This is a genomic window from Stenotrophomonas maltophilia (assembly GCF_001676385.1).
Classification (GTDB): Bacteria; Pseudomonadota; Gammaproteobacteria; order Xanthomonadales; family Xanthomonadaceae; genus Stenotrophomonas; species Stenotrophomonas maltophilia_J.
The window spans coordinates 226,432-246,295 of sequence record NZ_LYVJ01000005.1; the positions used below are offsets into that span (position 1 = coordinate 226,432).

General features: G+C 64.4%; 22 protein-coding genes and 3 pseudogenes. 13 read left to right on the top strand and 12 right to left on the bottom strand.

Annotated features, from left to right (window positions below; translation table 11 throughout):
- Positions 1–27: 27 nt before the first annotated feature.
- The 3 genes from A9K58_RS20050 to A9K58_RS08370 all read right to left on the bottom strand — a co-directional run bounded on the left by A9K58_RS20050 (position 28) and on the right by A9K58_RS08370 (position 4,683).
- On the bottom strand, positions 28–2,559 hold the full coding sequence (locus A9K58_RS20050; RefSeq protein ID WP_065198930.1) for a methyl-accepting chemotaxis protein: 2,532 nt from the start codon (positions 2,557–2,559) through the stop codon (positions 28–30).
- Positions 2,560–2,779: 220 nt separating this feature from the next.
- Positions 2,780–3,673, bottom strand: a complete 894-nt coding sequence (locus A9K58_RS08365) for an NAD-dependent epimerase/dehydratase family protein (protein ID WP_065198931.1) — start codon at positions 3,671–3,673, stop codon at positions 2,780–2,782.
- Positions 3,674–3,771: 98 nt separating this feature from the next.
- Positions 3,772–4,683 carry a S41 family peptidase gene (locus tag A9K58_RS08370; protein WP_065198932.1) on the bottom strand — a complete coding sequence of 304 codons (912 nt, stop codon included), beginning with the start codon at positions 4,681–4,683 and terminating at the stop codon, positions 3,772–3,774.
- 53 nt (positions 4,684–4,736) lie between these two features.
- Here A9K58_RS08370 and A9K58_RS08375 point away from each other — a divergent pair, with 53 nt between their 5' ends.
- Both A9K58_RS08375 and A9K58_RS08380 read left to right on the top strand, forming a co-directional pair.
- Positions 4,737–5,237: a MarR family winged helix-turn-helix transcriptional regulator gene (locus A9K58_RS08375; protein WP_065198933.1), complete on the top strand. Its 501-nt coding sequence runs from the start codon at positions 4,737–4,739 to the stop codon at positions 5,235–5,237.
- A gap of 66 nt (positions 5,238–5,303) precedes the next feature.
- Positions 5,304–5,612 (top strand): KGG domain-containing protein, encoded by a 309-nt coding sequence (locus A9K58_RS08380; protein WP_065198934.1) that lies wholly within the window; start codon positions 5,304–5,306, stop codon positions 5,610–5,612.
- Positions 5,613–5,653: 41 nt separating this feature from the next.
- On the opposite strand, the gene A9K58_RS08385 is transcribed toward A9K58_RS08380, so the two are convergent.
- Positions 5,654–6,004 carry a VOC family protein gene (locus A9K58_RS08385; RefSeq protein WP_065198935.1) on the bottom strand — a complete coding sequence of 117 codons (351 nt, stop codon included), beginning with the start codon at positions 6,002–6,004 and terminating at the stop codon, positions 5,654–5,656.
- A 486-nt stretch (positions 6,005–6,490) separates the two neighbouring features.
- Here A9K58_RS08385 and A9K58_RS08390 point away from each other — a divergent pair, with 486 nt between their 5' ends.
- Complete coding sequence (locus A9K58_RS08390; protein WP_065198936.1) at positions 6,491–7,132, top strand: glutathione S-transferase family protein; 642 nt, start codon at positions 6,491–6,493, stop codon at positions 7,130–7,132.
- 123 nt (positions 7,133–7,255) lie between these two features.
- Here A9K58_RS08390 and A9K58_RS08395 read toward each other — a convergent pair whose 3' ends face one another.
- Complete coding sequence (locus tag A9K58_RS08395; protein ID WP_065198937.1) at positions 7,256–7,678, bottom strand: H-NS histone family protein; 423 nt, start codon at positions 7,676–7,678, stop codon at positions 7,256–7,258.
- Between the two features lie 117 nt (positions 7,679–7,795).
- Here A9K58_RS08395 and A9K58_RS08400 point away from each other — a divergent pair, with 117 nt between their 5' ends.
- A complete protein-coding gene (locus tag A9K58_RS08400; RefSeq protein ID WP_065198938.1) occupies positions 7,796–8,188 on the top strand; it encodes a DoxX family protein in 393 nt (130 codons plus the stop codon).
- A gap of 10 nt (positions 8,189–8,198) precedes the next feature.
- Here A9K58_RS08400 and A9K58_RS08405 read toward each other — a convergent pair whose 3' ends face one another.
- Positions 8,199–9,746 (bottom strand): serine hydrolase domain-containing protein, encoded by a 1,548-nt coding sequence (locus A9K58_RS08405; protein WP_231109271.1) that lies wholly within the window; start codon positions 9,744–9,746, stop codon positions 8,199–8,201.
- Positions 9,747–10,130: 384 nt separating this feature from the next.
- Between A9K58_RS08405 and A9K58_RS19450 the strand changes: the two genes are divergently transcribed.
- Together A9K58_RS19450 and A9K58_RS08410 are read left to right on the top strand one after the other, a co-directional pair.
- Positions 10,131–10,280, top strand: coding sequence for a hypothetical protein (locus A9K58_RS19450; protein WP_155760456.1), 150 nt, complete (start codon positions 10,131–10,133; stop codon positions 10,278–10,280).
- On the top strand, positions 10,277–10,699 hold the full coding sequence (locus A9K58_RS08410; RefSeq protein WP_065198940.1) for a low affinity iron permease family protein: 423 nt from the start codon (positions 10,277–10,279) through the stop codon (positions 10,697–10,699). The genes A9K58_RS19450 and A9K58_RS08410 overlap by 4 nt, the downstream gene beginning before the upstream one ends.
- A gap of 146 nt (positions 10,700–10,845) precedes the next feature.
- Here A9K58_RS08410 and A9K58_RS08415 read toward each other — a convergent pair whose 3' ends face one another.
- The 3 genes from A9K58_RS08415 to A9K58_RS20190 all read right to left on the bottom strand — a co-directional run bounded on the left by A9K58_RS08415 (position 10,846) and on the right by A9K58_RS20190 (position 12,035).
- Positions 10,846–11,226, bottom strand: coding sequence for a VOC family protein (locus A9K58_RS08415; protein ID WP_065198941.1), 381 nt, complete (start codon positions 11,224–11,226; stop codon positions 10,846–10,848).
- 101 nt (positions 11,227–11,327) lie between these two features.
- The gene (locus A9K58_RS08420; protein WP_065198942.1) at positions 11,328–11,612 is read right to left on the bottom strand and encodes a hypothetical protein; all 285 of its coding nucleotides are present in this window, start codon (positions 11,610–11,612) and stop codon (positions 11,328–11,330) included.
- 282 nt (positions 11,613–11,894) lie between these two features.
- Positions 11,895–12,035: a hypothetical protein gene (locus tag A9K58_RS20190; RefSeq protein ID WP_407070825.1), complete on the bottom strand. Its 141-nt coding sequence runs from the start codon at positions 12,033–12,035 to the stop codon at positions 11,895–11,897.
- A 257-nt stretch (positions 12,036–12,292) separates the two neighbouring features.
- Here A9K58_RS20190 and A9K58_RS08425 point away from each other — a divergent pair, with 257 nt between their 5' ends.
- The 6 genes and pseudogenes from A9K58_RS08425 (at position 12,293) to A9K58_RS19035 (ending at position 17,875) form a co-directional block, all read left to right on the top strand.
- Positions 12,293–13,285 carry a CsgG/HfaB family protein gene (locus tag A9K58_RS08425; RefSeq protein ID WP_065198943.1) on the top strand — a complete coding sequence of 331 codons (993 nt, stop codon included), beginning with the start codon at positions 12,293–12,295 and terminating at the stop codon, positions 13,283–13,285.
- A 260-nt stretch (positions 13,286–13,545) separates the two neighbouring features.
- Positions 13,546–13,797: pseudogene (locus A9K58_RS19025) on the top strand (integrase core domain-containing protein); the annotation flags it as partial.
- Between the two features lie 423 nt (positions 13,798–14,220).
- Positions 14,221–14,685, top strand: coding sequence for a hypothetical protein (locus A9K58_RS08430; protein WP_155760457.1), 465 nt, complete (start codon positions 14,221–14,223; stop codon positions 14,683–14,685).
- 396 nt (positions 14,686–15,081) lie between these two features.
- Positions 15,082–15,417, top strand: coding sequence for a hypothetical protein (locus tag A9K58_RS08435; RefSeq protein ID WP_155760458.1), 336 nt, complete (start codon positions 15,082–15,084; stop codon positions 15,415–15,417).
- An 888-nt stretch (positions 15,418–16,305) separates the two neighbouring features.
- Positions 16,306–16,710, top strand: a complete 405-nt coding sequence (locus A9K58_RS19460; protein ID WP_155760459.1) for a hypothetical protein — start codon at positions 16,306–16,308, stop codon at positions 16,708–16,710.
- Between the two features lie 28 nt (positions 16,711–16,738).
- Complete coding sequence (locus A9K58_RS19035) at positions 16,739–17,875, top strand: XVIPCD domain-containing protein (protein WP_081284007.1); 1,137 nt, start codon at positions 16,739–16,741, stop codon at positions 17,873–17,875.
- A 192-nt stretch (positions 17,876–18,067) separates the two neighbouring features.
- Here the strand turns inward: A9K58_RS19035 and A9K58_RS20195 are convergent.
- From A9K58_RS20195 to A9K58_RS08450, 3 genes and pseudogenes are all read right to left on the bottom strand, one after another.
- Positions 18,068–18,253, bottom strand: a pseudogene (locus A9K58_RS20195) (DNA methyltransferase); the annotation flags it as partial.
- A gap of 95 nt (positions 18,254–18,348) precedes the next feature.
- Complete coding sequence (locus tag A9K58_RS19045) at positions 18,349–18,606, bottom strand: Com family DNA-binding transcriptional regulator (RefSeq protein WP_331250476.1); 258 nt, start codon at positions 18,604–18,606, stop codon at positions 18,349–18,351.
- A pseudogene (locus A9K58_RS08450) lies at positions 18,546–19,259 on the bottom strand (phage portal protein); the annotation flags it as partial. The gene A9K58_RS19045 and the pseudogene A9K58_RS08450, both read right to left, overlap by 61 nt.
- On the opposite strand from A9K58_RS08450, the gene A9K58_RS19465 reads away from it, so the two are divergent.
- A complete protein-coding gene (locus A9K58_RS19465) occupies positions 19,225–19,725 on the top strand; it encodes a hypothetical protein (protein ID WP_155760460.1) in 501 nt (166 codons plus the stop codon). The pseudogene A9K58_RS08450 and the gene A9K58_RS19465 sit on opposite strands and share 35 nt — an antisense overlap.
- Positions 19,726–19,864: the final 139 nt, after the last annotated feature.

A 19,864-nucleotide genomic window follows, 5' to 3' on the forward strand; every position in this document is an offset into this window, starting at 1 on the left:
GGCGTCATCGTATCCGCAGTCCGGAACTCAGGCCGCACGGCGCGGCGCGGCCTCCGCTTCAGCCTGCAGGCGGAAGCGCGATACGGCAATGGCCAGGTGTTCGGCCTGCTCTTCCAGCGCGCGCGCTGCCGCACTGGCTTCCTCCACCAGCGCGGCGTTCTGCTGGGTGGTTTCATCCATCTGCACCACGGTCTGGTTGACCTGCTCGATGCCGGCCGACTGTTCGCGCGACGCCGCCGAGATCTCGGCCATGATCTCGTTGACCCGGCCGACCTGGCCGACGATCTCCTGCATGGTCCGGCCCGCGCCGTGCACCAGCTGCGCGCCGGCGCCGACCTGCGCCACCGATGCATCGATCAGCGCCTTGATCTCCCTGGCCGCTCCCGCCGAGCGCTGGGCCAGTGCACGCACTTCGCTGGCGACCACCGCAAAGCCGCGGCCCTGCTCGCCGGCGCGGGCAGCCTCCACGGCAGCGTTGAGCGCCAGGATATTGGTCTGGAAGGCGATGCCATCGATCACCGAGATGATCTCGGCGATGCGCTGCGAAGAGGCCTCGATCTGCTCCATGGTCTGCACCACCTGGCTGACCACCTGGCCACCTTCGCTGGCCACGCCCGCCGCAGAACCGGCCAGGGCATTGGCCTGCAGTGCGTGGTCGGCGTTCTGGCGCACGGTCGAGGTCAGCTCTTCCATCGAGGCAGCCGTTTCTTCCAGGTTGGCGGCCTGCTGCTCGGTACGGCGCGACAGGTCGCTGTTGCCGGCGGCAATCTCGCCAGCAGCCAGGCGGATGCTGGCGGCCGACTGCTGGATCTGGCCGACAATCCCGGTCAACTGCTGCACGGTGCTGTTGGCATCGTCGCGCATCACCGCGAACACGCCATGGAAATCGCCGTGCATGCGGGCAGTGAGATCGCCGGCGGCGATCGCGCGCAGCAGCGTCGACAGCGCCGCGAGGTTGTGGTCGCTGACCTGCATCATGGTGTTGAGGGTTTCCACCATGCGGCGGAAATCATGATCGAAGCGCAGGACGTCACCGCGCACCGCGAAGTCACCGGCCGCTGCGGCGGCGGCCAGCTGCTGGATCTGATCGTTGATCGCCGCCAGATTGCGCTTGGTGGTGGCCATCGCCGCGGTGAACACCGCCTTCTCGCCCGGCAGCGCTTCCATGTCCACGCTGAGGTCACCCACCGCGTAGCGCTGCATTACGTCGACCAGGCGCTGGGTGACCGCATTGCTGGAAGCCACCAGCTGGTTGCTGTCGGCCACCATGCGGCCGTACTCGCCCGGGAACGCCGCAGCGTCCATGCGATAGCTGAGTTCGCCGGCGTCGTGGCGGCGCGCCATCTCCGCCTGCGCAGCCATCACCGCCTGCAGCTGGCCACGCATGCCCTGCATCGCGTCCAGCAGGCGTCCGACTTCGTCATTGCTGCGGGCCGGCAGAGCGCTGTCCAGCTTGCCCGCGGCAACATCGCCGGCTACGCGCACGGCTTCGGCCAATGGCCGGATCGCCAGGTGGCGCAGTACGACGTAGACGCCGGCGCTGAGGGCCAACGCCGCCACCACGCCCACCAGCAGGGTCAGCCACAACAGGTGGCGTGCCTCGGCCACGATCACCGCATGCGGCATTACCACGCCCAGCGCGAAGCGCTGCGGGGCATTGCCCACGCGCAGCGGTACGTAGACGCGGACGTTCCCGGCCGCGTCCGGCGTGAAGGATTCAAAACGACGGTCGGCGGCGATGTCGGCCAGCATGCTGCGGGTCAGCGCATCGCTGCGCGGCGTGCCGATCTCTGCAGCGTTGGCCGACGCCAGCACCACGCCCTTCGGCGACAGCAGCTCGACCCTTCCCGCGCCCATCGGCCGCAGCGTCGACAGGTGCTCCTGCAGCGCTGCCAGCGAAATGTCGACAGTGAACACACCCAGGAACCTGCCATTCTCGATGATCGGCGAGCTCAACGTGCTCATCATCACCTTCTGCCCGGCGATGTCGTAGGCATAGGGCTCGCTGACCTTCGGCAGCTTGTCGCGGCTGGGCGCCATGTACCAGTCGGCCGAGCCGCCGGCGGCTTCGGTATAGTCCGTCATCGGCGACTGCTGTGGCTTGCCGTCCTGCCAGGCCCAGTAGCTCATGTAGCGCCCCGTGGCGTCATGGGCCTCGGCGTTGACGAACTGGGCATCCCTGCCGTCAAAAGCATCGGCCTCCCACATGGTGCTCTTGCCCAGCCACTCCGGGTGGGCACGCAACTGCTCGCCGAGTACGGCAGCCAGGCTGGCACGGTCCGGTGCATCCCCGCGTGCACGTTGCGCAAGCACCGCTTCCACCATTGCATCGTTGCTGGCGAAGGCCGTACCCAGATCCGCCGCCACCTGGCGCGCTTCGGCATTGGCCTCGCTGCTCATGGTCTGGCGCGACGCGGCGATCAGGCTCGCACTGGCCTGGCGATAGATCAGGAAGGCGGTCAGGCCAAAGCACAGCAGCGCAATCGCGGCCGTGCCCAGCATCAGCTTGTGGGCGATGCTGCCCGGGCGGCGGGCAGCGGCAGAACGGGAAGAAGGCATGGAGGGATCCGCAAGGCAGTTCAGGACGACCGGGCCGCGAAGGCACCGCGCTGGCGCGCGATCCTTCGCGCAGGCCGCCGGCCACCGGGCCGTGCCCAGCGCTGGAAGCTCACCGGGTTAACGGCTGCCTGCCAGCGAGGTTGAGGCGGCCTGCATGCACGTTCCTGAATCCACTCAGCCAGGGCCCGGTTTCCAGGTCCCCGCCGTCCTGGTCCACCACCTATTCCGCGACGCGATCGGCGATCCACTGCGCCCGCGGCAACACCTCGATGCTGCCGGCCGCGTACTGCTGCAGCACGTCGTCCGGGCCGAAGCGTGGCTGCCAGCCCAGTACACTGCGCAAGCGCGCGCTGTCGTAGACACGGTCGATGCTCAGCGGCAACGGCCAGCCGCGGCGTTCGAACTCGGCCAGCAGCCGCGGCGCCCGGCGGGCCAGGACCTCGCGTGGCCGCGTGGCCAGCTCAAGGCAATCCTCGCGCTGGAACGGGGTCGGCGCACAGGCGATGTAGCGCGCGAACGACCCGCCCTCGTCCTGCAGCAACGCAGCGTGCGCGCTGGCCACGTCACGCGCATCGATGCCCCGATGCAGGCGGAACATCGCCATGCGCTCGGGCGGCTCCGGGAAGCAACGTCCCATGCGCAGCACGCGCACGCAGAAGCCCGGCGTCGCTGCGGCTTCGGCCAGGGCCTCGGCCTGGAGCTTGCTGCGGTGATAGATCGTGCGTGGCAGCGGTTCGGTCTCTTCATCGATCCAGCGGCAGCCGCCCGCCACCACAGCATGCCCGTACAGCGCGGTGGTGCTGGTCAGCACGAAGCGGCGCGCACCGGCCTCGCGGGCGGCCCGCAACAGCGAGGCAGTCGCATCCACGTTGATCTGCTGGAACACCGCATCCGGCACCAGGCCGACGTGTGGCGCATGCAGGGCAGCGGCATGGATCACGGCATCGACGCCCTGCATCGCACGGGTGACGGCCTGGTGATCGGTGATGTCGGCGATGATGCGCGTCGTTGCAAACGGGCTGCGGTCCAACCCCACTACTTCATGCGCAGCGGCCAGCGCACCGAAGATCGCGCGCCCGATCCGCCCGGAACTGCCGGTCAACAGAATCCTCATTGAGTCCATTCACTCGAAGCGCCCGGGAACTACCGGGATGGGTCGATTCTAGGCACGGCGCAGGCCGCCTGCGATAGGAGCGGGTTGCAATCGTGGGTTCACCTTGCCCGCGTCGGCGTGGCCAGCAGTTGCCGTGCGATGAACAATGGGTCGTCGCCGCCTGCGACATCAGGCGTGACACCAACGCGTTCCCAGTTGCCGCCTGTGCGCAGGTTGATGGGCTGCCGGTCCGGGATGCTGATCTGATAGCCATCCGGCAGCAGTACAGGATCATCGAACATGTGGGCCGCGCCGCCACTGCGGCTGCCAACGATGCGGGCGCGTCCCACAGATTGCAGCGAATACGCGACAGCCTCGGCCGCAGAACCGGTGCGGCGGTCGATCAGCACCACCAGCGGTTTCAGGTACAGCGGCAGGCTGGCGGGTGGCAACGGCACCGGCGTGCGCCGGCCACGCCGCTCCAGGGCCTGCACCTGGGTGATATGGGTGGCCAGCAGGGTGCGCACCAGCAGATCCGCGCTGCCGTCATCGCCTCCCCCGTTCTGGCGCAGGTCGAGCACCAGGCCCTCGGTATCGGCCAGCAGAGTGAAGGCGGCCGCCAGCCGGGGCCGCGCCAGGTCGAGCGGATAGAAGGTGCTCAGGCGCAGGTAGCCGATGTTGCCTTCCAGTACCCGGACCTCGCGCACGCCGGCACCGTTGCGGTGCGCATCGGCGCGCCACGCCATCAGCCAATCGTCCTGACCGGCACCGGCCTCCACCCGTTCAACGTGGAAGTGGCCATCGAACACGTCCAGATCCTGGTTCAGGCGCGCACTGAAGGCAGCGGGGTCTGCACAGGCGTCGGCGTAACGCTGCCCTTCGGCCCAGGCGCGCAGCGCCGCAGCGATGCGGGTGCCTTCGGCCTCGTCCAGGTACTGCGACTGTACCGCTGTGGCCGCCGCCTGCAGCACCGCCTCCTGCGCCGGGCAGGAAGCGGCCAGCAGCGCACCCAGCATCCACGAAACAGCCATGACCGCACTCCCCTGCCTTGTCGATGTATAAGCCCTTATATATCATTGCGGCCATGGATCTCCAGCACGCCACCCTGGGTACCCTGCTGCGTGCCCTGCTCGACCAGCTCGACCCGGCGGTCGAGCAGGCCTATCGCGATCTCCAGCTGGACTACCGGCCGCGCTACACGCCGGTGCTGCGCACGCTGGTTGCGCAGGGACCGTGCCGGATCAAGGACCTGGCGCAGGCCTGCGGGCTGAGCCACTCCGCGCTCAGCCAGACGGTTTCGGCGATGGTGCGCGCAGGCTGGCTGCTCACCGCCATCGGTGAGGACAACCGCGAACGCATCCTGCAGCTGAGCCCGCAGGCGCTGCAGGCAATGCCGGCACTGCAGGCGCAGTGGCAGGCCACGGCACGCGCCGCGCACAGCCTCGAGGCCGACCTCGGCCAGCCGCTGGAACAGGTGCTTCGCGCGGCCTTGCAGGCCCTTGAGCAGCGGCCATTCGCGCAGCGACTGCAGGAGGCACGCGAACGCCAGGTGAAGAGCACTGCGGGGATGGCGACCCCGGCTTAGCGCGTCGTCACCAAGCATTGGGCACCGTCGCTTGAAGCAGCGGCGCCTTCGCAACGGGAGATCCCCATGGCTGACCAGCACAATGGCACCACACCGCGCGGCTTCGCTTCCATGGACCGCGCCAAGCAACGCGCAATCGCGGCCAAGGGCGGCCGTGCAGCGCATGCCTCCGGCAACGCGCATCAGTTCACCCCGGCCGAAGCGCGCGCGGCAGGACGAAAGGGGGGCGAGGCGATCAGCCGCGACCGCCAGCACATGGCCATGATCGGGCGCGAGGGCGGGCATGCGCGCCACGCCCACGCACGACAGCAGCAGCAGCAGCAGCAGCAGCAGCAACAACAGCACAGCGACGGCCCACCGCAACAGCAGGGCTAGCCGCCACGCCCTCGACGCGGGGCCAGCTGCTGTGCGAGGGCTCAGGCATGAACCAGGATGTTCAGCAGCCTTCCAAACGGATCGCGGACAAAGAAGCGCCGCACGCCCCATGGCTCATCCGCTGGGCCGTACTCCAGCGCGATGCCGGCGGCCTGCATGCGGTCGAGTACCACCTGCAGGTCGTCCACTTCGATCGAAAGGTCCGGAACGGGGGTGCCGCCGCCCCCTTCGCTGGCGAAGCTGACCTGCGCGAGCGCGCCGCCCTGCCCGCCATGGGTAATGATCCAGCCGTGGTCCATGATCACCGGCATGCCGAGCAGGTCCCCATAGAAGGCCGCAGCCCGGGTCGGATCCTGCGTGGCGATGTTGGCAACGATGCGCTTGACGGCCATGGCGATGCTCGAGTCGGGAAGTGAACCGGAAGACTACCCGATCATTCGCTGCGGCTTCCGGATGGACCCGGAGCTCATGATGTCGCCCCTTGGAGGGCCTGCGTGGGCGGTGGCAGCCTCGATCGCGCTGCCGGCGTGTTCCCTATGGACAGCCGCGCGTCGTCTGCGGATCGGTCGCGCCATCCCGCGTGCTGCACGCGTCGGGCATCACCAGGGCGCGAACAGGATGACCAGCACGATCACCAGCACAACGGCCAGCAGACCGATGAGCACGTTTCGCTGGCGCCCGCTGGGCCTGGGTTTTCCGGGGGTATTCATGCGTTCCTGCCTGTATCTGCGGATGATCCCGGGAGCCTGATGGATCCGCGTCAGCGCCCGCGTGCAGAACGCGTGCAGGCAACGTGCATATCACCACGGTCGATGTCGATGTCCAGCACCTTCACTCGTCAGACCATGAAGACCTTTCTGACCGGCCGGAGTGTTCCCATGCCCCCCATCCTCACTGCCTTCGCCACCTCCCCCGACCGCGGCCAGGGCCTGGCCCGTGACATGCGCGTACGCTGGGCACTGGAAGAGCTGGCTGTGCCCTACGACGTGCAGCTGCTCTCCTTCGCTGAACTGAAGCAACCCGCGCACCTTGCGCGAAATCCGTTCGGGCAGATTCCCACCTTGCAGGACGGCGACCGGGTACTGTTCGAATCCGGTGCCATCGTCCTGCACCTGGCCGAACGGCATCCCGGCCTGCTGCCCAACGATCCGGAAGCACGCCTGCGCGCGATCATGTGGATCTTCGCCGCGCTGAATACGGTGGAACCGCCCATCGTCGAACGCTCGATGGCCTGGGTGCTGGAACGTGAGCAACCTTGGTACGCGCAGCGGCAGGCCATGCTGGACGGGCGCGTGCGCCTGCGCCTGTCCCAACTTTCCACCCAATTGGATACGTCGCAGTGGCTGGACGGCGACTTCAGCGCCGCCGACCTGATGATGGTTTCGGTGCTGCTGCGCCTGAAGAGCAGCGGCCTGATCGACGAGTACCCCTCCGTGGCCACCTATGTTGCGCGGGCAACGCAACGGCCCGCCTACCAGCGTGCGTTCGCCGCCCAGCGGGCAGTATTCGAGAACGCATAGCGTGCCATCTCCGTTGCGTATCCGTGAACGACGACGCGAGAATGGCGGCAGAGCCCAGACCCGGTGAAACGCGCATGACGCGTTTCCCTTGCCCGTTCCGGCGACACGCTGCCCGCCACGCCCTCAGTCCTTCTTGAAGACAGTGCGCTTGCCGATCGGGCTGCCCTTGCGCGCAGTCGGCCGGGCCAGGCCTGGAATCAGGAAGTCCGTCACCTTGTGCCCCTTCTGCACCTTCGCGGCCAACCAGCGCGGCATGCGCCCGCGGCCGGACCACGTCAGGCGCTTGTATTCGGGGTCCCGATACTTGGCTGCCACCTTCGCGGCGCTGCGGCGGCGCGCGGGTTTGCGCTGCGGTGCCGCCTCTGCAGCGGCATCCGGGCCGAACAGTTCCTCCAGGGTATAGCCGGCTTCCGCCGCGGCGACCTTCAGCATGCGGCGGACGGCACTGGCCGGGCGGCGGCGGGAAACCAGCTGTTTCCGCTGTTCTGCGGCAGCCACCAGCGCACCCAGTTCTCGCAGGCTGAGCGATTCGATGTCGATGTTCATGCGGGAAAGGTCTATCGGGGCGTGGCCCCTGTCAAGGCAACCGGCCGCTGCACGTATACGCGGGCTTAACCGGTGGTGGGCTTCGATCACCGTCGCCCCTCTTCGAGGTCACCCGTCATGGCCCACCCAGCGCCTCCGCTCGCCCTGCTGCTGGCACGCATCCTGCTGATGGCACTGTTCCTGGTCTCGGGCCTGGGCAAGCTGGGCGATCTTGGCGGCACCCGGAACTACATGGAAGCAATGGGCGTGCCCGGCATGCTGCTGTGGCCCACCGTCCTGTTCGAGATCGGCAGCGGCCTGTGCATCCTGCTCGGCGTCCAGACCCGCCTGGTATCGATCGTGCTGGCGGGTTTCAGCCTGGTCACCGCCTTCATTTTCCATCACGACTTTGGCGACTCGACCCAGCAGATCATGTTCCTGAAGAACCTCGGCCTGGCCGGCGGCTTCATCCTGCTGGCCTGCACGGGTGCGGGACGCTACAGCGTCGACGGGCGCCTGCGGCACGCATAGCACGGGCCGCCTACAGGCGATGCAGGCGCAGGTTCCTCCACGTCGGGGCCGACCCACGGAGATCGACCGCTTCCCCGTCACTGGTGAACAACAGTCCCGGCTCGAGTTCGGCGACCAGGCGGATGCCATCGATGTACAGCCAGCCGGAACGCTGCTGCAGTTCAACCACCTGCGAAGGCGCACCCCATTGGTCGATGCGGTAGCGGCCCAACCAGCGCGCCCAGTGCGGCGCCTGCGGCCCAGCGGGCAAGCCTGGTCCATCATTCTGGTCAAGGCTCTCTTCGCCCAGCGCGCACTCCAGGTGTGCCGGTAGTTCCGCCGTCGCCGCATGGTAGCGGTAGCGGATGGCCTCTCCGTCCGAGTCAACGATGAACATCTCGTCACCGTCCACGGCGGTGAACAGGCGTGCCGCAACGGCCGGGTCCCGCCGCAGGCGCAGCGTTCCCCCCTCGCCCCCCCGCATCTCCGCCCGCACGTTGCGGCCGATCCACCCGCCCTCCAGTTGCCGCGCCCGTGCGCGATCGAGCGCGATCGGTGCCAGCGCCGAGGCAGGACAGCGAGGCTGGCGCCGTCCGAACCGCGCTGAAAGGAGTGCATCGAGCAGCTGCTCGCCATAGCCATAGCCGGCCGCGGTCGCGCGGTTGAACATGGCCGCAAATCCCACGTCCGCCTCGATGCAATAGGTGAAGACGCATCCGAATCCGAAACCGCCGCCACGGTGATGCAGCAACCGTACCGGGGTGCCGCCATAGCAGCGCTCGCTGCGCATCACGCCAAGCCCATAGTCGCCACCCAGCCCGAAGCCGTGCATCTCATCCCACAGGGGACGCGCGAGCAATCGTTGGCCACCACCTTCTCCCCGGCCCAGCATGAAGGCCAGATACCGCGACATATCACGGGCGCTGGTCCACACGCCTCCCGACACCACCAGCGGCGTTTCCGCGGGCACCTCCCGAAAGCCTTCCTGGGTGCCCAGGGCACGGCTTGCGTTCGCCAGGTAGTCCGAGGGATCGGCAGTGCTGTCATGCATGCCCAGCGGCACGAACAGCCGCCGTCGCAGCCATTCGGCGTAGCGCATCCCCGTTGCCTGCTCGAGGACATGGCCGGCCAGATCGAAACCCAGATTGGAGTAACGATATCGCGTCCCCACCGGAAAGCGCAGCCAGGTGTCACTGATGCTCTGCACGTGCGCGGCGAATCCTGGCGACGCCGGCTCGTAGTTGTTGCCCACCGGCGCTTCATGGGTGAAGCCGGCCCGATTGGCAAGCAGCAGGCGCAACGTGATGCGCTCCTGCGGCGAAGGCTCGAAGCGGCTGCGCACGGTGAATTCCGGGAGATAGCGCGTGACGGGCACGTCCAGGTCCAGCAGCCCATCCTGCACGGCCAGCAGCACGGCGACCGCCGCGAGATTCTTGGAGGTGGACTGGATGCTGAACATCGTGGCCGCGTCCACCGCCGCGCTGCCCGCGCCTGCGACGTGCCCGAAGCCTTCGACCCATCGCGGCTCGCCCTCCTGGACCAGGCAGACGGCGGCAGCCCCGATGTGGCTGCCTGCCATGGACGATCGGATGGCCTTGCGCTCGGCGTCGATCAGGTCCCCGGGCTGCGGTGCAGCGCTGGCAGCGGAGCTGGTCGGCAGCCGCGCTGCGGCCGGAACGGCGACGGCCTGCGCCAGGAACGTGCGACGACTGAGCGTATAGGGCATCAGAGCACTCCACTACGGATTGCGGCCATCTTCTTCCCATTGCCCTCCATGCGACATAGGTCATACGGCACGGCCCGAGCCTCCGGCGGCCGCGACCCGGCCGCGATCGGTGGGTGCCGGGGACGCTTCCCTGAACTGTTGACGCGGGCTTCCCATCGTCTTGATGGCCACGCCCACCCTCGGCACCTACCGTGGATGTGCCCGCTTCCAGGGCAGCCCCCATGCAGGAGCCATCGCATGCCATCCGATCAGAAAGACCTTTCCCGTCCCGATGCCAGCACGCCGATCTCCGCGTTCACGGCCGTCGCCCTCCCCGGCAAACAGGAAGCCGGCGCGGTTTTCATGCGCCACCATCCGCGCGTGCCGCAGATGGAGATCCACCCATGATCCGGCAGGCCTTCGGCCGCTTTGCGGCAAGCACGGCCCGGCTGTCCGGCAGCCTTGGCGCGTTCGTCGCGGCATTCGGCGTGATCATCGCGTGGGCCGCCAGTGGCCCGCTGTTCCACTTCAACGACACGTGGCAACTGGTCATCAATACCGGCACCACCATCGTCACCTTCATGATGGTGTTCCTGATCCAGCATACGCAGAACGCCGATACGGCCGCGCTGCACATCAAGCTGGACGAGCTGATCCGCGTCAGCAAGGATGCCAACCAGGAACTGCTGAACCTGGAAGCCATGGACCCGGCGCATCTGGAGGAGATCCGCGCGCGCTATGAAGCACTGGCGCGTACCGCGGCGGACATCAAGCAGAAGAAGGAACGTTGCATGCCCTGCGAGCAGGTCGAGGCACAGGATGCGTAGCGGCGGGACGTGGAGGCAGCGGAAGGTGCCCGGCGGACACGCAGGCGGCGGGAGCGATGCCAGGGGCGCCAGCCAGTTGCCCGCAGTCCTTGGACGGGATCGGCCGACGTTCGCCGTTCAGGACGCGGCACCATGAAGCGATGTATCTAAGACTCGGGCCCGTTGATGGTTGCCTCGATCCGATGACCGTCCGGATCGATCAGGAATGCGGCGTAGTAGTGCTGGCCGTAGTCCGGTCGCAAGCCGGGCGGGCCGTTATCGCGGCCACCAATCTGAAGTGCCGCCTCGTGGAACGCTCTGACCGCCGTTCTTGAAGGCGCCGCGAAGGCCAGATGGAATCCCTCGCCAGGAGGGCGAGCATTCCTGCGCAACTTCAGACACAGCAGGTCCTCGCCTTCAATGAGGCCGTAACCGATAGCGGTTTCGTCCTGGAACACCCGCCTGAATCCAAGCGCGCCCAAGGCAGCGTCGTAGAACCTTCCAGCAAGGTCGAGGTCCCGGACGCCGATGGAGATGTGATGCAGCATGTCGATGTCGATCCCAATGGACGGGCGATAGCCGAGGAGATACGCGCCTGGCTCGTGGATGCCCAGGAATATCTGGTTGCGGCCGGTGGTCAGCGCATCGATCAGCCCTCGCGTGCAGTGTAGTAGGTAGTACCGATCTGGCGCGACTTCAAGGTGATGCGCGTGCGTTCGTTGCCTGCCCGGTACCAATCGCTCTGGTAGTCGAAACAACCATCTTCGAACGCCGTCTGCAGGCGCTCGATCTCTTCCTCGCTGAACTCGTTCTTGCGCGCCTTCTTCTTGCGAACAACGTTGCGGTTAGCCACCATCGGATTGAGGTCTGCCGCGTTGCCGCCCCGCTGGTACCGCTGGACGCGCGCCCGCCGCTCCAGCTGGCGGTGCAGCATATCTGTCTCTTTGAAGTCACCGCCGGTCTTTCCTTCCTTGTGGATTCAGCAAGAGCGGCCCCGTGTCACCAATGCACGCCGGCGTCTGCTGGGCTTCTCGCTCACCGATGAGCAGCTGGTGCCCGATCTGATCCTCGGCCATCTCGAAGGTCTGTAGCGTAATCTGCCGTCCTGCAAGGCGTAGCCAATGGCCACGCGCGCGCGATAGCGCGCGATAGAGTGCTGAAGACGCATCCCAATCGGCGCTGTCGTGTCCAGCGCGCCATACGCGGCAGGCAGGGGTCATCGGGCAACGACCAGGTCCGGCGAGACTGGGATCAGCTGCGCGCTGTTGGTATAGCCCTGGTCCTGATGGCGACCACCGAACAGGTCCTTGTCGACGCGGAAGATGGCTTGTGGCGGGTAGTCGCGCATCGCGTCCAAGCGACATAGTTCGCCCGCCTGTGCGGCAAGGAGAAGGTAGTAGCGAACAGGCCGGAGAGTCCGGAGGCTCAAGGCGGCGCTGGGCAGGCGCGACTCAACTCAGCCGACTGCCTTTGTCGTTTTTGGCAATTGTGACGGGTTCTCTCCATGTCCTATGCTCCGCCGACGCTTGGGGGCGCCGCTAAAGAGTTCAAGCCCCAGAACCTCTCTCAATCATGGATTGTGCTTCGCCGTCGGTGAAGCGCTGGATGACTCAAATGAACAAATCGAATTCGCTCGCCCATGCGCGGGCTTGCGTGCTGCTGAGCGTTGGTCTGGTGGTTGTCAGCGCCCCGGCGTCGGCCGGCCTGCGTGACAGCTTCGCCAACAGCCGCGCCTCTGCCCAGGAGCAGAGCAAGAAGGGCCAGGCCGAGATTCCGGTCTGCAGCAAGCCGCTAGGTTCCGTCTCAGTGATCGAACCAGAAGACGTGGTCAACTGGTGGACTGGACAACAGCTGCCCGCGCCTTCGAAGTTGATCAAGGTCTTCGTCAACAAGTCCAAGTGCTTCACGCTGGTGGACCGGGGTGTCGGCATGGCCGCCGCCCAGGGTGAACGTGCGCTGGCCAGCGAAGGTCAGCTGCGTGGCCGTTCAAACATCGGCAAGGGACAGATCCGCGCAGCCGACTACGTGCTGGTGCCGGACCTGATCTCGCAGAATCGCAACGCCGGTGGCAGCGCGATCGGTGGTCTGCTGAGCGGCCTGATCGGCGACAAGGCCGGCGCCGTGGCGAGCCGCCTGAATTTCAGCACCAAGACCGCGAACGTGACCCTGACTCTGACCGACGTGCGTTCCTCCGAACAGGTAGCGATCGTCGAGGGAAACTCCAGGAAGACCGACCTGGGCTGGGGCGCCAGTGGCCGCATATTCGGCGCTGGCGGCATCGGCCAGATGGGCGTGGGTGGCTATGCCAACACCGAAATCGGTCAGGTGATCACCCTGGCTTATCTTCAGGCGTACACCAACATGGTAGCCGAGCTGGGTGGCCTACCGGCCAACGCCTCGACGGCCAACGCGGGCCAGGCCGTGACCATGCTCAAGGCAGGTCGTCTGCTGGCCAATGCCAGGGGTACCGGCGCAGCGGTGCGCTCGCTGGAGCCGGGCATGCTGCTGTACCCTACCGGGGTCAAGGAAGGCACCATGTGGGAAGTGGAAGATGAGATGGGCAACAAGGGCTGGGTCAATTCCACCCTGATGGAAATGGCCAAATAGCCCGCCTGCGTGCCCGGGCCGGCCTTCGTAGCCGGCCTTGTTGCGGGCGCGCCCATCACAGCGGTTCGCCGGTGCTGCCTTTATATTGATGCGTGCTCTTCGGTTTGTGGATCGCACTTGGAGGTTCCTTATGCCGCCTGACACCCGCCGCAGCTACACCGACGAGTTCAAACTCCCCAACCGCCCAGCCTGATCTTCCATTCGGATCGAGGCGGGTAGTACTGGGGCAACGAGTATCGCCAGCTCTTGGAGTCATGCGAGTGGTTCAAAACATGAGCCGCCCGGGTAACTGCTGGGAAAACTCGGTGGCCGAGAGCTTCTTCAGTGCACTGAAGAAGGAACGGATCAAGCGACGGATCTCCCCCCGGGACGAAGCGCATTCCGACTTATTCAATTACATCGAGAAGTTCTACAACCCGGTCCGCCGGCATGGTTCCGCTGGCGACCTGGCCCCGGTAGAGTCTGAACGGCGCTACGCGCAAAGCGGCTCATGCGTGTCTACGGAAGTCTGACCTGTCCACAAGGACCAGCGCCGACTTGCGCCGGGCTGTCCAGCGCTTGATCTCTTCTTCCACCACTTCGCTCATCGGTGTCTCCTTCGGGGAAAGTAGCACCTGAGCAGGAAATCAGTGGTCATTACATTGCCACGACAGCATGCCAAACGAGATCCTTGCCGCTGCTAATCCTAGCCGGCCACTCCAAGCATTGCGGTCTTCGTTACAATCATGCCGACAACCCACTGCTAACGCTATTTCTAGATGGAGATCGCAAATCGGAGCAAGCAGGAGAGCACGTAGGAATCCCCCTACTCCGGCGCGCAAATCCTGCACCTAAACTAGGAAGGACGGCTTCTCACGACGCCCACCTTGCTTGACTTTGCACGAATTCGCGAGTTTCTCGTTAATCAACGAATGATCACCAGGAGGTAATGAATCATGGACGTTCCGAAATATGTGAAATTGAAGATCACGCTGGCCATATTGGTTGTATCGGCAGCTTTTGCTGCGCAATCTGCAACTGCCCCGCCGCCAAACGCCACCGGCAAGGCAGCAGCCCAGATGGATGGCATCGATCGAGCCGAAATAGAGAAGATGCTCGCCGTCGAGCTTCAGAGAAGTGCAGATCAGACGGCGCTGTTACCTGGCCAGAAGAAAATATCAATATCTACAACCCTTGCGGTTAATGAGCGACGCCTTTTTATCGACCTAGGCCGGGATGCGGTGCCCGACAAGGCAGGCGCAGCATCAGAAAGGCAGTGTCACGAGTTTGTCACAAACGCCGTCACGCTTCTGAATGACATCGTCAGTGTTAACGGATTCACCTGCACGTACGGCGGGAAGGACATTTTCTACTATCACCCAGAGCCCCCAACCTCCGCCCGCCCAACAAGCCAGGACTGAATGAAGGCGCCACGCATTTATGACCGGCATGCAGGAAGACTTCATAACTTCGTACTTTGCGCGCGAATGAGATGGCCTGACCAAAGCGCTCTGATGGCTCGCTTTAAAGGGCTCGCTTTAAGGCGTTCTGGCGCCGCTGACGTCCATCCAAACCGCCCCCTAGATTGGATACCCGTCAAGCATTCCCAATCCCGGATTCTTTGTGAATCCTCAGATTCCCGCTGGACAAGCCCAGTTTGTCGCCGGCAATTTCCTCGCCGGCATTGCTCACGTATACAACAGCCCTGATGGGCATTTATGCACCTCCTAGATGAGGCACGACCCTAACAGGCGCATGAGAACATTTACGTGGGGCAGCGCCAACTTGCACAACAATTCCGGCAACCGTGATGCTGAATGCCGTTGGTCATCACAAGATGGAGGCAGCGATCAGGGCAGCATCCCCAAAAATTCTTGGTAAACCGCAATGCCCGATACAGGCCTTTCTACGTCCTCGATCTTGATGCAGTACGCGACCGCGATGGCAACCTCGACCGCGTGACCGCAATCAGTGTCTACTGCAACCACTGCAAGCACATCACCCATGCCAAGGCGCCGGTGCTGGAGACCATGCAAGGCGGCACCCTACTCGCGTGCGCGGGGTGCGGCGAGCGCCAGGCCGTCAGCAACGCCCGCCTGGTTGAATGCGGCCACGTGCTGGGCCACACCTTACCCCTTGCGATGCCGGCCTGACTCGGGCCACGTGCGGCCGATTCGTCCTGCAGCGAGCGTCCGCACCGCTTACGGATCAGATTAGGGCACCGCCAGCCTTAGTACCTCAGCCGGAACACAACACGGTTCCGGAACAGGTGCTGGAGGCCCACCGAGCATAGCAGGAACAGCACTAGGCCTCCGACTAGCCCGATCCACCAAGCCAGCACTGCACCCGACCAGAGACCGAAGGCGATAGAGCAGACTAGAACCAGTGTAGCCACCCAGCTAGGGATGCCGTATTCAATGCGAGCCTTACACCCTCGGCAGACTATCGCGCCGCGTGGCACGCGTCCCATGCACATCGGGCAGGTCATCTCATCGTCCATATTCTCCGCTCCTTTGTTTAGACATCTGGAGCGATATCGGCCTACAGGACGGAAACTTGCGTCCCCCGATCACAGCTACCTGCTGCTTTGTGTTCTGCCTGCGAAAATCCGGTCCTTCTGATCAATCGCAGGGGTTTCCGGCACGGAATCTAGGACAGTGCGACTTCAGCAAATGGCCGAGGCACAGCTTGGGCACTGGAGATGGCCAAATCAAAGCGTCCCGACAGCCTGCATTAAGGCGTTTCGGCGTTTCCAACCCTGTCTACTCATGCCCCAGATTCTATATGCGCACCCTAAATGGTCCTGCTATGCTCTTCAATGCCGGATAGGGTCGAGAGGTAATTCCATGGTTGTATGGTCCGAACAACTCGCTTCTTCATCCCAATGCGAAGGTCGACGCCACCTCAGGGGGACAGCGTATCGCTACCTCACCATTGCAATTACAGCGTTCGTACTGTCTGCGTGTGCGAGCAGTTCGTCACCTGCCCCCTCGCATCATTTGAAACAAAGACAGTCCGTTAGATCAGGGAGTGAGATTGGTATGGAGCGATTCAAGAACGACATTGAGCGTTTGGCTAGCGTGCGATTTGATGACGTCAACGCATTGAATGAACAGCTTCACACGCATCTAGGAGAACCGACGCGACAGGGCCTGCGGGATGAGCGGGTCGCAGAACGCGGAAGGTTGGGTGACCTTGAAGTCCGGAACATCACGCTGAGAAGTGATGCCGACAATCCTGGGCTTGCAAAGCTGACCTTCGATGTCGCGCCACCCAGCATTGCGCTCGAGGAGATTATCTGGCAGGACTCCACCATAGAGCCACCTCACCCCGATGCACCTGGCTCCCGCGCTTACTGGTCCGCGCAGGTGAACGGAGTCAAGGTCATACTCCAGCTCGCCCCTGACCAAAAAACGCTGACCCATGTACTGATCAGTCAGCGCTGACCGCTGTTCATTGCGAAGGAGCCGCACCATGGAGCGCACTGAAGAACTTGCACTGTCACAGCCGCAGGAGAGTGGCCGACCAGGAGCCGCACGTCGTCCGGCTTCGCCATTGGTTGACCCATCGTTGGCGCCATTTCTGGCTAAATCCCCAACACTTCGAGCGGGTCTCGCGCAAGCCGAACGCGATGATCTGGAGGTCATCTGGGGGCAAGCGGGTGAAGGTACCTATCTTGTACCCGGTGAGAAGATCGTTATTGACGAGAACGCGATCGGGCAAGGCGCCAGAATCGCACGTTCTCTTTCTCACGAAGTTGGGCACCATCTCTTCACTGAGCCCTCAGATCCGACGTCTAAGCAATCCTATGTAAACAATAAGTTGCGAGGAGAAGCAGCTGCAACCCTCAGCAATGTCCAGGTCCAGCGCGAAATTATCGCCGCTGGGGGACCGAACATTGGCGTATCGGGCACAGGCAACCGGCCGCAGCAGTATGGAGCCATTGCGGTAGAACTTCAGGCCGGTCGGATCAACCGTAACCAAGCACTAAGTCAGATCGCTGACGTGTTCAAGACGGAGGCTCCGTCAGTTGGCCCTCATGCGACGTACGAGCTTTATTATGGCGCGCACTATGATCAGCACATAGCGCCCACGCAACGTCGGCGCAGGCCAGAGCCAGAATTCGACGCCGAGCGCACTGCGCTTGCTGACAGGGCTGGCACTGCCACCGACGATGTGTCGTCGCTGCATCGAGCGCCTAAGTCAGCAGTTGAACTCGGCGATGCTGACCGTTCTCTCTACTCGCAGATCAGGGCTGGCGTGGAACGCCTGGACGCAGAGAGTGGGAAGCAGTGGGACGAGTCGAGTCAGCGCCTGTCCGCGAGCCTTTTGGTTCTGGCGAAGGAAAAGGGCCTTTCACGGGTTGACCATGTTGTGCTCAACAACCCTACACAGTCCCTGTCTCGTGGTGAGGTAGTTTTCGTGGTGCAGGGAGAGATGGCTGATCCTACCCGTCGCTTGGCGGATATGAGGACGATGGATGCGCTTCGCGCACCTGAGGCGGACTCGCTTCAACGTGCCGATGCGTTGAGTCAATCCCAAGCAGCGAGCCTTCTACAACAGCCGGCACAACAAGTTCCTACGCAGGACGGACCATCGTTCTCGCGTTAAGGCCATCACCGCGCCATCGGCGGCATCCATGCTTCCGCACGGATTTCCTGAACAAGCATCTCATGCCCTTGCATCGCATGATGGTTGGGTCGGCGATATCGGGATAGAACCCAGCATCATCAATTCCGTCGGAGTCCGAGGTACGAGAAAGCCCCCCGGAGGCGGCTTATCGGGGCGGTGGTGCGTAGTGACTTACAGGCTGGGCAATCGGGGCCGTGCCACGTCGAAGTAGTGGCCGGTCATCTCGATGCCGGTCCAGTTGTAACCCTCGGCATCCGCGGCCACCAAGGTGGTGCCAGAGCCAGCGAACGGGTCGAGGATGCGGCTGCCCTGCTCGCAGATCCGCATAAGCTGACGCATGAGGTCGGTCGGCTTTCCGAGCGGAGGCGTGCGTGCCGCCGCTGGCGCATGGCGGGCCAGTGATGAGAGCGTCGAAGCTGTTGGCCGGCAGAGTCGGCAGGACGGTCAGCGCATCACCGTGGATCAGTTCGTTCTTCATGGGTTGAGCCCTCTTCGTGGTGTCGCTCGCGGCGATCCGTGGAGAGGCTCTGGGCCTTCATGTGGTTCATGTCCCCACACCGGGGGCACTTCATCTGTAGGTCGTAGTCGCCAGCCGCTTTGGCCAGCAGGCGCGCACAGGCGCCACAGCGCAGGTTCTGTCGTGCTTGATTCATGCCGCTGCCGCTCCCAGCCCGAAGGCGTCGAAGCGGATAACCTCTTGACCCAACCATTCGTTGATCGCAGTCATGCGCGTCTGCAGCGGAGCAAGCTCCATTGCCGCCCACACCGCAGCCGCGTCCCGGATCGAGCCAAAGCCGCCGCTGTTCTGCGGGACGATGCCGAGCAGCTGTGGTGGAACCCGCAGCGCGGCCGGCATGTCGTCACGGGTCACGCTCTTGATGCCGGTGAACTCGTCCCTGGCCGCGACCTCGCTGACCGGGATCACCTGCAGGCCGTCCTTCTTTCCGTTGGGTGAGTGTACGAACAGGTTCTTGAAGTTGCCAGGCCCGCGCGACTGCCGCAGTGCATCGCGCAGCGCGTCCACGTCCGTGCCCTCCGCCCGGCCGTCGGTCAGGTAGAGGATGTAGCCGGCGTGCGAACCGTTCTTGTAGTACTTCCGCCGGAACAGCGTGGCCGACTCGTTGAGCAGCGCTGCCTGTACGGCCGGCATCCATTCCGGCAGGCCGTGGATTTCCTGATCGGCATCCGCCTCTCGCAGCTGGAACACTTCCCCGGCGGGAAACTCATGCTCCACTCGTCCGGTGCGCACCTGGAAGAACTCACCGGGCTGCACGCCACGGCGCATGTACTGCGCAAGCGGCACGGCCAGGCTGTGCGCGGTACCGGACATGGCACGGCGACGCTCGACATACACCGAAGAGAACCGTGGCGACAAACAGGATGCGGCCGGCTACAAATCACCAGCCACCACGGGCCGCTACGATGACGATGTCCCCGTCGTGAAAGCCACCTCGCAGGCGCTGGTTTTTTCCGGCAATTTTTCCGGCGGGGCAGAGAAGGCACGGGGCAACAGTCTAAGTGCCTGTATTTATTGGTGGGCCCACCAGGATTCGAACCTGGAACCAAGGGATTATGAGGCTCCACATTCACGCCTGAAAATCAATGACATATGCGTCGTATTTTTTCCGATGCAACCCCGTGGAACCCGCGTTGTAGCGCGGCTGCGGATGCCATTTTTCCGGCGAGCTGCCCGTCCTTCCCCGCCAACACTCCTGTCGATCGACAGGGAGCTGCTGCAGCTGTCGGCGGCCAGCAATCCCATCCGAACGGCGGTGGCAGACGCGACTTGGCCAGCCCGTCCGCGCGCGCCGCCTCCCGATACGCAGTGATCCTGACCGCATGCGGGCCGGTCTGGTACCTGACTGCACACATCTTGACTGCGGCGTGGGCCTGATCGAATCTGCTGCAGCGACAGCATGCCACACGAGATCCTTGTGCCAATCCGAGCTGGCCATTCCAGGCGCTGCA

Bases quoted from the DNA above. Each gene is read 5' to 3' on its own strand.
- A9K58_RS20050 (WP_065198930.1), bottom strand. From the start codon at position 2,559: ATGCCTTCTTCCCGTTCTGCCGCTGCCCGCCGCCCGGGCAGCATCGCC.
- A9K58_RS08365 (WP_065198931.1), bottom strand. From the start codon at position 3,673: ATGAGGATTCTGTTGACCGGCAGTTCCGGGCGGATCGGGCGCGCGATC.
- A9K58_RS08370 (WP_065198932.1), bottom strand. From the start codon at position 4,683: ATGGCTGTTTCGTGGATGCTGGGTGCGCTGCTGGCCGCTTCCTGCCCG.
- A9K58_RS08375 (WP_065198933.1), top strand. From the start codon at position 4,737: ATGGATCTCCAGCACGCCACCCTGGGTACCCTGCTGCGTGCCCTGCTC.
- A9K58_RS08380 (WP_065198934.1), top strand. From the start codon at position 5,304: ATGGCTGACCAGCACAATGGCACCACACCGCGCGGCTTCGCTTCCATG.
- A9K58_RS08385 (WP_065198935.1), bottom strand. From the start codon at position 6,004: ATGGCCGTCAAGCGCATCGTTGCCAACATCGCCACGCAGGATCCGACC.
- A9K58_RS08390 (WP_065198936.1), top strand. From the start codon at position 6,491: ATGCCCCCCATCCTCACTGCCTTCGCCACCTCCCCCGACCGCGGCCAG.
- A9K58_RS08395 (WP_065198937.1), bottom strand. From the start codon at position 7,678: ATGAACATCGACATCGAATCGCTCAGCCTGCGAGAACTGGGTGCGCTG.
- A9K58_RS08400 (WP_065198938.1), top strand. From the start codon at position 7,796: ATGGCCCACCCAGCGCCTCCGCTCGCCCTGCTGCTGGCACGCATCCTG.
- A9K58_RS08405 (WP_231109271.1), bottom strand. From the start codon at position 9,746: ATGGCAGGCAGCCACATCGGGGCTGCCGCCGTCTGCCTGGTCCAGGAG.
- A9K58_RS19450 (WP_155760456.1), top strand. From the start codon at position 10,131: ATGCCATCCGATCAGAAAGACCTTTCCCGTCCCGATGCCAGCACGCCG.
- A9K58_RS08410 (WP_065198940.1), top strand. From the start codon at position 10,277: ATGATCCGGCAGGCCTTCGGCCGCTTTGCGGCAAGCACGGCCCGGCTG.
- A9K58_RS08415 (WP_065198941.1), bottom strand. From the start codon at position 11,226: ATGCTGCATCACATCTCCATCGGCGTCCGGGACCTCGACCTTGCTGGA.
- A9K58_RS08420 (WP_065198942.1), bottom strand. From the start codon at position 11,612: ATGCTGCACCGCCAGCTGGAGCGGCGGGCGCGCGTCCAGCGGTACCAG.
- A9K58_RS08425 (WP_065198943.1), top strand. From the start codon at position 12,293: ATGAACAAATCGAATTCGCTCGCCCATGCGCGGGCTTGCGTGCTGCTG.
- A9K58_RS08430 (WP_155760457.1), top strand. From the start codon at position 14,221: ATGGACGTTCCGAAATATGTGAAATTGAAGATCACGCTGGCCATATTG.
- A9K58_RS08435 (WP_155760458.1), top strand. From the start codon at position 15,082: ATGCCGTTGGTCATCACAAGATGGAGGCAGCGATCAGGGCAGCATCCC.
- A9K58_RS19460 (WP_155760459.1), top strand. From the start codon at position 16,306: ATGGAGCGATTCAAGAACGACATTGAGCGTTTGGCTAGCGTGCGATTT.
- A9K58_RS19035 (WP_081284007.1), top strand. From the start codon at position 16,739: ATGGAGCGCACTGAAGAACTTGCACTGTCACAGCCGCAGGAGAGTGGC.
- A9K58_RS19045 (WP_331250476.1), bottom strand. From the start codon at position 18,606: ATGGTTGGGTCAAGAGGTTATCCGCTTCGACGCCTTCGGGCTGGGAGC.
- A9K58_RS19465 (WP_155760460.1), top strand. From the start codon at position 19,225: ATGGCACGGCGACGCTCGACATACACCGAAGAGAACCGTGGCGACAAA.